The 12,634-nt window shown below is 33.7% G+C and carries 11 protein-coding genes; 2 read left to right on the plus strand and 9 right to left on the minus strand.

What is annotated here, in order from left to right; translation table 11 throughout:
• Nucleotides 1-15: 15 nt before the first annotated feature.
• The 3 genes from ACUN0F_RS21485 to ACUN0F_RS21495 all read right to left on the minus strand — a co-directional run bounded on the left by ACUN0F_RS21485 (nucleotide 16) and on the right by ACUN0F_RS21495 (nucleotide 2,461).
• Nucleotides 16-882 (minus strand): MBL fold metallo-hydrolase, encoded by an 867-nt coding sequence (locus ACUN0F_RS21485; protein WP_445540119.1) that lies wholly within the window; start codon nucleotides 880-882, stop codon nucleotides 16-18.
• A gap of 112 nt (nucleotides 883-994) precedes the next feature.
• Nucleotides 995-1,624, minus strand: a complete 630-nt coding sequence (locus ACUN0F_RS21490; protein ID WP_445540120.1) for an immunity protein Imm33 domain-containing protein — start codon at nucleotides 1,622-1,624, stop codon at nucleotides 995-997.
• A gap of 48 nt (nucleotides 1,625-1,672) precedes the next feature.
• Entirely contained in the window at nucleotides 1,673-2,461 is a 789-nt protein-coding gene (locus ACUN0F_RS21495; RefSeq protein WP_445540121.1) for a class I SAM-dependent DNA methyltransferase, read from the minus strand.
• 135 nt (nucleotides 2,462-2,596) lie between these two features.
• On the opposite strand from ACUN0F_RS21495, the gene ACUN0F_RS21500 reads away from it, so the two are divergent.
• Both ACUN0F_RS21500 and ACUN0F_RS21505 read left to right on the plus strand, forming a co-directional pair.
• Nucleotides 2,597-3,334 carry a ZIP family metal transporter gene (locus ACUN0F_RS21500; protein WP_445540122.1) on the plus strand — a complete coding sequence of 246 codons (738 nt, stop codon included), beginning with the start codon at nucleotides 2,597-2,599 and terminating at the stop codon, nucleotides 3,332-3,334.
• Nucleotides 3,335-3,416: 82 nt separating this feature from the next.
• On the plus strand, nucleotides 3,417-5,117 hold the full coding sequence (locus tag ACUN0F_RS21505) for a pyruvate oxidase (RefSeq protein ID WP_445540123.1): 1,701 nt from the start codon (nucleotides 3,417-3,419) through the stop codon (nucleotides 5,115-5,117).
• 44 nt (nucleotides 5,118-5,161) lie between these two features.
• On the opposite strand, the gene ACUN0F_RS21510 is transcribed toward ACUN0F_RS21505, so the two are convergent.
• The 6 genes from ACUN0F_RS21510 to ACUN0F_RS21535 all read right to left on the minus strand — a co-directional run bounded on the left by ACUN0F_RS21510 (nucleotide 5,162) and on the right by ACUN0F_RS21535 (nucleotide 12,557).
• On the minus strand, nucleotides 5,162-6,172 hold the full coding sequence (locus ACUN0F_RS21510) for an ABC transporter permease subunit (RefSeq protein WP_264462979.1): 1,011 nt from the start codon (nucleotides 6,170-6,172) through the stop codon (nucleotides 5,162-5,164).
• A gap of 1 nt (nucleotide 6,173) precedes the next feature.
• Entirely contained in the window at nucleotides 6,174-7,040 is an 867-nt protein-coding gene (locus tag ACUN0F_RS21515; RefSeq protein WP_445540124.1) for an ABC transporter permease subunit, read from the minus strand.
• Nucleotides 7,041-7,093: 53 nt separating this feature from the next.
• Entirely contained in the window at nucleotides 7,094-8,356 is a 1,263-nt protein-coding gene (locus ACUN0F_RS21520) for an MFS transporter (RefSeq protein WP_445540125.1), read from the minus strand.
• Between the two features lie 237 nt (nucleotides 8,357-8,593).
• A complete protein-coding gene (locus ACUN0F_RS21525) occupies nucleotides 8,594-9,625 on the minus strand; it encodes an alpha/beta hydrolase (protein ID WP_264462977.1) in 1,032 nt (343 codons plus the stop codon).
• A gap of 269 nt (nucleotides 9,626-9,894) precedes the next feature.
• Complete coding sequence (locus ACUN0F_RS21530; RefSeq protein ID WP_000897885.1) at nucleotides 9,895-11,778, minus strand: FtsX-like permease family protein; 1,884 nt, start codon at nucleotides 11,776-11,778, stop codon at nucleotides 9,895-9,897.
• 11 nt (nucleotides 11,779-11,789) lie between these two features.
• Nucleotides 11,790-12,557 carry an ABC transporter ATP-binding protein gene (locus tag ACUN0F_RS21535; RefSeq protein WP_000106429.1) on the minus strand — a complete coding sequence of 256 codons (768 nt, stop codon included), beginning with the start codon at nucleotides 12,555-12,557 and terminating at the stop codon, nucleotides 11,790-11,792.
• Nucleotides 12,558-12,634 lie beyond the last annotated feature (77 nt).

Below are 12,634 nucleotides of genomic sequence, written 5' to 3' on the forward strand. Positions count from 1 at the left end.
GATTAGTGTAGTGTCTTACTGATTATTCATTTCATAACCATTTACAAAAAACGTAATTGTTTCTAATTCATCTTCATTTAATTCTCTATTTACGTCTCGTTTATACGCTGTCTTTATGTTTTCTTCATCGCCTTTATGAATTTCTGTATAAGTTCCTACTGTTTTTAACAAATGCATTTCTTGTAAAAACTCATCCTGACTTATAGCTGTCCCATGAGAAAGAATATAAGTTTCAGCACCAAATGACTCCAACTCTTCTATTAATTTAAACGTTCGTTTCATCGAATAGTTCCACTTTGAAGAGAAGATATCTGCATATATACAGTCTCCTAAAAATAAAATCTTTTCTTCTTTCACGTAAATAACAACTGAATCATGTGCATGATCTCCGCCGACATGTTTTAACACGCATGTCACTTCACCAAGGTCTAATTCAATTTGATCCTGGAACGTTAAGGTCGGAGGAATAATTTTAATATTTCTCGCTTTTTCTTCAAACTCTTTTTTAATGCAATCTGCACAAAATGCAATTTCAGTCCCATCTTTTACGCGTGCGTCCAACGCTTCATCTGTCCATTCATAAGATACTAGTGGCTGCATTTCTTTCTTCGTTTCTGCATGCGCAATAGTTAATGCATCTTGTAGTACAGGCAACCCAAAAATATGATCCCAGTGCCAATGAGTTAATGCTACGAAATCAGGACTTGATACATTCTGTTCTTTTAGCATTTCTAAAAATAATTGTGCATGTTCTTCTGAATTTCCTGCATCAATCATTAAAGTTTTTTCTTGTCCAACGACCATTCCTAATATAGGTCTATCTGTTTCAGAAACAGGTGTCATATACCAAAATGAGTTTCCTATTTTTTTTATTTGCTGCATAATTAGTTCCTCCATTTACTACTATTCTCTTCAATTATTATCTGTAAAACCTTCATCCAGCACATAGCATGAAATAATATATATCGCTTTCTTTAGAACATAGTAACTTCATCTATCCATTTAAATAAGCATCCCAATCATAGTCTTCAATCTTATAGAATCTCCCTTCATCATTTCTTTCATATGCACATAAAGGTGGTTCCTCAAGAAAGTTTAAAATAGAATCATCTATATTCAAAATGACTCCAATTGAAATAATTTGAAAGTTTTTAGGATTATTGACATAGTCATCACTTTCATAGCCACTCAATATTGACCAACCAGAGTCACCTTCTTCTCTTGAACCCTCTTTAAGCATAAAGTTAAATTCTCTTTTTTCAAGTACATCATCACTAACAATTACCTTCGTATCAAAATAAAAATCCCAATCTTTTGAAGCTGGATCATTATATTCCGTATCACATATATTTTCAATTCCAAATGAAATTTTATCACCTATTTTTAAATCTAAACGATATGGCTCATTGATCAGTTCCCCTACAAACTTTTTCTCATTCCTTTCATTGATTTCCACCCACATTCGTTCACCATGAAACCCATCTTCGTCTTCGATTTTAGTTACAAAAATTAACTTTACCAAATCTCCAACCTTTAATTTCTCCAAAACTTCTGAGCTAGGAAGATAGAATGTATAGGGCGCTTCTTTATTTATTTCATAAACATTATCTAAGTACCAAGTCATCTTTTTCTCTCCTTAAAAGCTTTTCACACTCATATTTTAAAAATAACACTATTTTTTCTTCCGACAAACTACTACCATAGAATAGCAGTCTTCCCCTAACTCATTTCCTTCCCAATCATTATATATATGTAATAATTCAAAACCATTCACTACTAATAATCTTTCTAACTCCTGTGGATACGTATAGCGAAGATCAATCGTTGTTTTCAGTTCTTCTACTTGCATATCATCCTCATAAAATCTTCTTGTTGTTATGTAATGCTGTATTTGCTGAATTGAATCGTATGTCATTTCAGTATATAGATCGCATTTTCTTTCCTTTTCATCACTAATAGTTGTCCAATATTCTTCTGTAGATGGTTGTATTAATTCTTCTTTTGAAGGAAAACGTGTATCGAATATAAATATACCATTATCAGCTAACACATGATGAATAGATGTTAATAACTTATTTTGATCTGTATTCGTAAGAAAGTGTTGAAATCCATGACCAACCATAAATGCTAACAGAATTGTTTCTTCAATCTTTAATTGTAAACAGTCTTGTTGTAACCATTTTACTTTTTTACAATCCATAGATTTTCTCTTTGCTTCAGCAAGCATACCTTCATGTATATCTACACCAATCATTTGATATCCGTTTTCTATAAATGGAATTGTAACCCTTCCTGTTCCGCAGGCAATATCTAGAATCCATTCATTTTGTATATTTAGTTTTTGTGCCCATGATAGTAAGAACGGAAAATCTGACAAACTTTTATTTTCTATATCATATCGTTTTGGATTTTCGTATTCAGATAGACTCCACTTTGTTTGCAAACTTATTCCCCATTTCATATTTGCACTTAAATTTAATATATAAATTATAATGAATTATTAGTTTTTTCTCTATAATCAAACACAATTACTTGGACTAATCTAACTTTCCTTTTCGTAAGCTAAAAATAAGTGGAAGAATCGGAGTGTGATACTATGGAACGATTATGGATTCCAATGATTGTTACGTTTTTTTCATTCGGTGGATTACTATTAGGCGGTGCTGTTGGCATTGCTACGCGCCAGCTCATTGAAGAAAAAATGTATCGTTTATACGCATTATGTGGCGGAATTTTACTTGGCCTTTTATCCCTTGAAATTATTCCTGAAACATTTTCAAGCTATGAAATAATTGGACCTATACTTGGTATAGCTATCGGTATTTTAGTTATGAGCTTATTAGATAACTATTGTCATCATCCAATGATACATAAAAAAGATCAACAAGCATGGCAAACTTTCCTTTTTCTTTCTTTTGCCATATTTATTCATAATTTGCCGAGTGGATTTGCATTAGGTACAGCATTTATAAATCATGCTGACTCTGCCATTCCTTTTTTACTTGCGATTGTAATTCACCATATTCCTGAAGGCCTAGCATTAATCATCCCCTTCCTCTTTACAAAGCATAAATATATTTCTTTTTTATTAACAACTTTATTACTTTCCCTTATCCTCGGTACAGGTACTGTTTTTGGCATTTTGATGGAAGGAAAAGCTCTACATTTACAAGGGCTCATTATGGGGAACGCTATCGGTTCACTTGGCTATGTCACAATTCATGAAATGCTTTGGAAGGCTAAAAAACAGCTCTCCTTCCTTACATTTTTAACATGGGCAACTAGCGGTTTTTTACTAATAACAGTATTTACACTATTCGCTGGTCATCATTAAAGATAATAATATAATCATTTGTATATTTTTCCTTTTTCTCCAAAACATAATAGTATCTACCTACTTATAAGGAGGAAAAATTATGTTTGGGAAAACAGCCGGTGAAGCACTAGTTGACCTATTAATTGACTGGGGAGTAGAACACATTTACGGAATGCCTGGAGATTCTATCAATTCTATAATTGAAACTTTAAGAAAAAAACAAGATAAAATCAAATTTATTCAAGTTCGTCATGAAGAAGCTGGCGCACTAGCAGCAGCTGCCTACGCTAAGTTAACAGGAAAACTCGGCGTTTGTATGGCAATCGCAGGGCCCGGTGCTATTCATTTATTAAATGGTTTATATGATGCCAAACTTGATAAAGTCCCTGTTTTAGCAATTTCAGGTCAAGTAGAGACAGATTTACTCGGAACAGATTTTTTCCAAGAAGTAAACTTAGAAAGATTGTTCGATGATGTCGCGGTTTATAACCAGCGCATTATGTCAGCAGAACAGCTACCTGCTGTCGTGAATCAAGCGATTCGAATGGCTTATACGAAAAAAGGTGTATCTGTTCTTACAATTCCAGATGATGTTCCGAAATTCGAAGTAAAAAGTGGTGCTCGTGTTACAAATACTTCTTTTACATTACCTGAGTTATTTCCGCAAGAAGATGATTTACATGCTGCAAAACTCGCAATAAATGAAGCGAAAAATCCTGTTATTTTAGCTGGAAAAGGTGCGAAACATGCGAGAGAATCTTTACTTACTTTCGCAGAACACATCGGTGCTCCAATTGTACTTACATTACCAGCTAAAGGAATTATCCCTGACGAACATCCACTTTGTATCGGTGGATTAGGATTAATTGGAACGAAACCTTCTTATGATGCAATGAAACATGCAGATACTTTAATTATGATTGGTACTTCTTATCCGTTCACCGGTTTCTTACCCGAAAAAGCAAAAACAATCCATATCGATACAGATCCTGCCCAAATCGGAAAACGTTACGTAACAGATATCGGATTAGCTGGTGATGCTGATAAAACATTACGATGGTTAATTAAAAATATTGAAAAACACACAGACCATTCCTTCTTAGAATATCACCAAGAAATGATGAAAAAGTGGGAAGAAAAATTACATAATCAAGAAGATGATTCTTCTACTCCAATTAAACCACAACGCGTTATGCATGCACTGCAACAAGTAGCTCATGATGATGCAATATTATCAGTCGATGTCGGAAATGTAACAGTATGGACAGCAAGGCACTTCCGTATGACAAATCAGCAATTTATCATTTCTAGCTGGCTCGCAACACTCGGCTGTGGTTTACCTGGTGCACTTGCTGGAAAAATTGCTTTTCCGGATAAACAAGTATTTGCAGTTTGTGGTGACGGTGGTTTTGGAATGACAATGAACGATTTCGTAACAGCTGTTAAATATAAACTGCCGATCGTGGTCGTTGTTTTAAATAATAATAAGATCGCCATGATTAAATTCGAACAAGAAGTTATGGGGAATATCGAATTTGGTACAGACTTAACAAACCCTGATTTTGCAAAATACGCAGAGGCGTGCGGAGGAATTGGATACCGTGTTGAGAATGTAGATGAACTACTTCCTGCTTTCGAAAGTGCGGTAAAACAAAATAGTCCGTGTATTATTGATGTAGTTGTAGATGCAAATGAAGCACCAATGCCAGCAAAAATCACCTTTGGTCAAGCCGCTGGTTATACGAAGCATATGATAAAAGAATTATTTGAAGAAGGTAAGATTGATTTACCACCACTTTAAACGAAAAAAGATAGCTGAAAACGATTTGTCTTCAGCTATCTTTTTTATTTTTGTATCTCTCTATAGAAAGAAAAATCATTCACATTAGTTTGTGTTTGTACTCGTTTCTCTTCCTTTACTTCTTTATCCTTGCTCTTAGGTATTTTTACATTTCCTAGTTTAATCGCAGCTTGCATACTATTACTAATTAGATTGCCTGACAAGATCATCATACTATAAAAAGCAATTGGTATAAGTACAATCCATGTATGTGTAGTTAAGTGACGGAAGTTTTGACCAATTAGGCCCGTCCATTCTTTTGTTACACTATCTGGATCCATTCCACTGAAGGTTATTGTTCCACCAAAAAATAATTGCAACAAACCAAGGTGTAAAAGAAGCAATAAAGTACTCACAAATTGTTGAGCTACTAATAAAAGAAATGATGGTAACATATGCGGCCATATATGGCGCTTCAACCTATGCCACTTACTTCCGCCGAGCACAGTAGCTGCCAACATAAATTCTTCTTTCTTAATACGCTTTACTTCTTGCGCTACATACAACATAACTGTTGGTACAGCAAGACATACAAGAACTATAATTTGAAATGCCACACGCAAATACAACGGCACAACTTCTGCTCCACTATCAAACGTTAAAACTTCATTTAACATAAAATAAGAAATCATAACCATCGGTACAATACTAAAAGGATCAAAAAAGGATGAAATAACCGGAAAAGAACGTTTACCATACATACCAAGAAGTAAACCAATTCCCCCTCCAACTATAACTCGTAAAATCGCTATAATTATACTCGCTCCAACTGTCCATTTCGCGCCTTCTATTATTAATTGAACAAGGTCGCGGCCTTTCACATCACTTCCAAACCAAAATTTACCCGATGGTGAAAATGGAGCTGCCTCTAGTTCCCCTTTTTCGTTATACATCATCGTAAGTTCGCGAATATTCCCATCAAAAAACACCGTATATCCAATACTAACAATCATTAGTACACTCAAAAAAGTAATACCTATCCAAAATCTCACATCTCTTTTTACAACTTGCCACATGTTACACACGCTCCTTTATAACATTTTGTAAAAGCGTATGTAATATACGAAATAGTATAAAAAGCGGCACGTATAATATAACTAGACTCACTGTAAATATTTCTAATTTAGAATTTTCTTTTACAAAAACAAACATTCCATATGTATTGAAAATCCATTCGATAATATATAAATTTGAAAGCATAAATAAAATATTTGTTTTCGCATAATAAATTGTCGTCAATAAAACATTTCTTGAAATATGATGTGTCAAAATATGCCGTAAGCTTAGCCCTTTACTCTTAGCAAACAAACTATAATCTTTCTCTAATTCTTCTTTAAACCGTAATAACAACAGTTTAATAAATAATAATGTTGTTGGTATTGTAAGACATATAATCGGTAACAAACGTATCCTTTCTTCCCCTAATCCAGAAAGCTTGATTGGCATAAAGCCAGTCTTTTGAAAAAGAATTACGACAAGAAGTTGTGATGATAAAATAAGTAGTATATCCGGTATACTCTCAAGCGTAAGGAAAATCCCATTCCACATTTTCTGCTTTATATGAGAACGTTGCAATACCCAAACGACAAGTAAATACGCTATAAGCAAAGATAGTAAAAACGCTGAGAGAAATACAATCATCGTTTCAAAATAATGAATCCATATTTGCGGAAATAATTTTCTTGAGTCCCGAAATCCATATGCAATTTCACCTGGTTGAAGTAACTTTCCTCCAAGAAATACAATCGTGTTCCAAAAACCGATTAAATCCATTTGTAATCCCTTAAATAAACGCGGTAGCGCACCTAGGCAGATTATACATAAAATAGCAGCTACTAGTTGTAAACAAGTAACCCCACACCATTTAACAATTCGCATCAACATAACGATTTCTCCTTACTATCCGATAGAATATTCAGAAATCAAAACCAGATATATTACATCTCTTCAGCTATACCTTGCACCCGTTTCTTCCCACTAGGTAAAATGGCTTGATATAAACACGTAACAAAAAATAATAAACCAAATAAAATAATAAACAACGTATCTGCACGAATCCATTTCGGGAACAACATCGCTATCGCGCCAAGAGATAACAACTGGAATCCTGTCGTTAATGGACTAAGTAAACTTTGAACGCGTCCCATAAATGATTCTTCTACAATTTCATACATCCATCCCATTATTGCAACATTTATAAATGGTAAAAAGAAAGTCGCAAAAGCGATACATACGTAAAAAGACCATACGTAGTTAACAAAGTAACACATACCGAAAAAGATCCCTGAGCCCGCCATACCAAATACAATAATAGGGTTGGGTGCATATTTCTTACCTATACTTGTTGCTACTATACTTCCAATTAATAATGAAATTCCTCCAACTACACCGCCCACCATCGCTAAACTTTCATACGTTGCTGGTGCTAATTTATATTTTAATATGTAAGTAGTGGATACGCTTAAAATACCATTTAATAGTCCAAATACGATAAATCCTAAAAGTAATTTTTTTAAAGTGTCATTTTGATATATATACTTGATCCCTTCTTGAAACTCTGTTATTAACATCTTCAAATTAACTTCTTTCCACTTTGTTCTACCATTTGGCAAACGAACTTTTTCTGGAATGGAGATCGTTTGAATCAAAATACCACTCATAATAAATGTGAGCGTATTTACTAAAATGCTCCCGTAAATTCCAAAAGTCCAATACACCATCGTTGCAATTCCTACACCAAACAAGGCATATAAACTATTTACCATTTGATTCATACCTGCTGCTGCACCATATTGGTCTGATTCAACTACTCCCTGTATCATCGACTGTTCTGATGGAGAGAAAAATTGTATACATGCATTTTCCAAAAACAAAAATATAAAGACAAGTATAATCATTCCGTAATAAAGCGAAATTAGAATTCCGATATTACAGAGCGAACAACATATGTTGCTTACCGTACAAATACGTTGTCTATCAAAACGATCCACTACTGTCCCTACTAATAGAAAAAAGATTAATGCGGGTAATGCCATCATAATTTGTGTCATCGTTGCGTAAACTGGTTGTTTTCCGTACTGGTCTAACAAATAAAACATTAAAGAAATTCCAGCAATCATAGAACCGAGTCGCTCTAAAATATTTGCTAGAAAAAAACGTGTATACACTTTGTTGCGAAATAACTGTAGCATTTCTTTCATACTTCGTATCCTTTCTCTCGACAAAATTTTATTATTTTAGCCATTTCCCGGAAGTTATATTATATTTTTCGACCATTATCCAATCTTTTCCTTCTATATAGAGAACATTGTAAAAAGACTCTTGTCATTTATACAAGAGTCTTTTTATTTAACTTCGCTTCACGTAATGATATGTAGCTAAGATCTTTTTACGTCTCGCTAACTTTTTTAATTCTCTAACATTCGGATATACTTTGATTATTTTATGAATGTATCGCACATCCAATTATAAAATTTTTCTTCCTCTTCAAATTGTGGATAATGAGCTGACTTCTCAAAAGTAATAAATTCTTTTTGACCTGCTTCAATCGTATCAAAATATGTTTTTGCTGCATGATATGAAGTGTTATAGTCATATTTCCCCATAAGGAAATAAAGCGGTAGCTTCATTTTAGTCACCTTAGTAGGCAATGGATTCTTTAAATCCTTTTTTAATAAGACAGTTTGAGAATGTGATAATCCAACGTTATAACGAATTACGTCTAACAAGTTATATTCATTACTGAGTAACATTCCGATGTTATCACCATCTGGATTTTCAATGAGTCTTGATGTTCCACCATATTTCGCAACATAATTTCTCGGAGTGTATGTATCGCCATTTTTAATTTTTTCAGTCAACCCATTTAAATAGGAGACCTCATCTGTATTCCCAGCATTTTGTGCCTGTTCAATCACATAGTTTAAACTATCCATTTCACTTTCTACTGTATCACTCATCTGCCCTATGCCAACATATGCTTCATATTTTTCAGGAGCTTTATTAGCAGCTTGCATTCCGATATATGTACCGTAAGAATGACCAACCAATATAAATTTTTCTTTACCAAGACGTTTTGAAATATAATCTGTCATAGCTAATAAATCTTCTACAAGAAGATCTGATGTAAGATTCGAATAATCTTCAAAGAAATGATACGACTTCCCGCTCGCTCTTTGATCGTAATTAACAACTGTGAATTTCTCTTCTAATAAGTTTTGGTATTTTTGAGCATATGGTATTTCCGAAGTACCTGGTCCACCATGTACAAAAATAATAACCGGATTGTTCTTATCTTTTCCGCGTATCATAATTTCATGACCACCTCCATTTACCTCTACTTGCTCTAATATACTTATACTGTTCTTCCCCTTTATTTGCGAAGTCCATGTAGGAAATATTAGTGCTACGATTAATAATAGTGTAGTGATGGCACCAATAAGTTTTATTAATTTTTTTATCTTCTTCATAAGTAGTCTCCTTTCTTTTAAATTTATAAAAACATCAATTTAATTCTGTAAAACTCCCTCAAAATAATATGAATATATAACAATTTCTCTCTGCAATTTCATCTTGCTCTTTTGCACATACTTAATATCCCATACACTTCTTAACTTTCCGCTATATAAACTCTTAATATTTTCTTAATTTTCAATACTTTTCCATAGAAAGACTCGATCACAAGTATTAGAAATATAGAAAAAAGCCCTTGTTTTCAAAACAAAGACTTTTTTTTTAACTATTTCGCTACTTCTTCTTTCGGCATAACCATACCTTTATAAAGTTGGACAGTTATCCAGTAATAGATGAAATAAATGACTAAGAAAATCCCTATTGGCACCCACACTTTCACAAACGGGTCAACTAATATAAAGCTAAATAAGTTAAGCCCTACTAACACGTGGGAAATTCCAATAATCGCTGGGAAGATAAATAAATATGAAATTTCTTTATATATACTTTTTGTTAACATACTACGTCTCACACCGATTTTTCGTAACATTTCATAACGGCGTACGTCACGAGAAGCACCTGTTAAAATTTTGAACATAAGAGAACTTGCCATCATCGCTAAAAAGGCAATCCCGAGGAAAAACCCCATAAACATTGTTCCGCTCATGAAACTGTTCATAAACTGATAAATTGTCATTTTCGTAAATAAGTCTACTTTTGCACCTGTTGTTTTTTCAATTTGTTCTTTTTGTCTCTTGTCTATTTCAATTAACAACGGTTTATATTTTTTCATATCATCTACTTTTGCTAATGTTACACTATGTTCCGTTCCTTGAACTGCTTTGTAGTGTTCTTCATCAGCAATTCTTACAGGTTTTCCGTTAAATTGATTATGTGTAATTTGTATTTCTCTTACAACCGCATCTTCCCAATCCCTTGGCATACGAGGAAGTTTATTGGCTGCTTCGGGAGCTTCCAAAGCAGAATAAACAGGTTCAGTTAAAGGTTCAGCCACACGTTTACGAGCCGGCTCTTTTAAAGTTTTTGTATCAAAGTGATCGGAAACAAGTGGTGGTTTCGCAGTTAAGTCGTTACGTAAATAATAAACCGCTTCTCCATCTACTTTATACTTATACTTGCTTTCTTCAACAATTTCCATTTCTTTTAATGCCGCTTTATCTTGATCATTTGGATCATGAATTACAACATCATATACACGTGAGAAGTCTGTCATAATACCTACATTTTTTTGAAATGCCATACCTGCCGTCATTGCTCCTGCACCTAATGCAATTAACATCGCTACTGTACCTAATACTCTCGATAAACTATTTACTCTAAAGCGTAGCTGTGCATATGTAAAACTATTTAAGCCTGTTTCATTTCGTTTTTTATTCCCTTTAATTTTCATCACAAAAAATGGGAGCAATGAACTAAAGATGAAATATGTTCCAAGTGTTGTAACGATTGTCGCTATTATAAAACCGATTTCAGCAAACATTTTTATATTTACCATAAAATAGTATCCTGTACTTACTAGTAATACACCAAGTACAGTCATTATAATAATGCGAGTTTTACTTTTCTTCACTTCATCCAGTGTTTCATCTTCACGAATTAACTCCAATTCTGTTTTACGTAATAACCGGATGCTATTCATTAAACCAGTAATAAAAAATAGTATTAAGAAGAAAATAGCTGTAACTAAGATTGCTGGTGTATATACAGATGAATAACTACCTTTCGCTGAAATTTCCATACCATTCATTAAAAAGTTTCCTGCTACACTCGCAAGCAACATCCCTACTAAGATCCCGATAATAATACTGACAATCCCCATACCGAATGTTTCAATAAATAATAACTGTGCTACTTTTTTCTTTTTCGCACCGAGCATCATGTACATACCGAGTTCTTTTCTTCTTAATGTGAGTAAGAAAGAATTGGCATATATAATATAAAATACAGTAATGAACGATAATAGTATGGCACCTACCCAGAATACGAGTCTAATACTACTAATAAGACTATTATCTTTCGTAAATTCACTATTCATAGCCATCGTTTGGAACATGTAGAAAATACTAATACTAATAACGAGACCAATAAGTAAAACCATATAATCTTTTAACATCTTTTTCATACTATGACGTGATAATTTGAATAACATAGTCTCGCCCCCTACTTAGACTCAGCAGCTGAGCCCATATGAGCGAGCACACCTAAAATGTCTTGATAGAAATTTTCTCGTGTTCCTTGACGCTTTAACTCTTTATAAAGAAGACCGTCTTGAATAAATAAAATACGCTCACAATAACTCGCACTAAACGCATCGTGTGTAACCATCAAAATACTTACATTGTGATTTTCATGTAAATCTTGCATCGCTTCTAATAAGCTTTTTGCATTTTTACTATCAAGCGCACCAGTCGGTTCATCTGCTAATACGATTGCTGGATTATGTACTAAAGCTCGTGCTGCCGCCGTTCTTTGCTTTTGTCCACCAGAAACAGCAGTTGGATATTTCGTTAAAATTTCAGTAATCCCTAATTTCTTTGCAACCTCATTTACCTTCCCCGTAATCTCACTTGAAGGTACGCCTTGCAGAGAAAGTGGTAAAGCGATATTTTCATAAATTGATAAGTTTTCAAGTAAGTTAAAATCTTGAAAAATGAATCCTAATTTTTGAGATCGAAAATCAGATAATGCATTCCCCTTCATAGAAGTAATATTTGTACCAGCTATTGTCACACTGCCACCCGTTGCTTGATCCAATGTACTAATCACATTAAGTAGTGTCGTTTTGCCAGATCCAGAAGGACCCATAATCCCGACGAATTCTCCTTCTTTAATACTTAATGACACGCCTCTTAACGCTTTTGACTGATTCTCATTTCTTTTCCCATACGTTTTTTCTACACTTTCTACAGTAACTACATTTGTTGACATCTCTTTCACTCCATCCCTTTTGTATAAAATTAATTTCTCACATATTTCTTATCTTTTTCTCATGTAAATCCTTAATA

The organism is Bacillus sp. 1A (assembly GCF_052682215.1).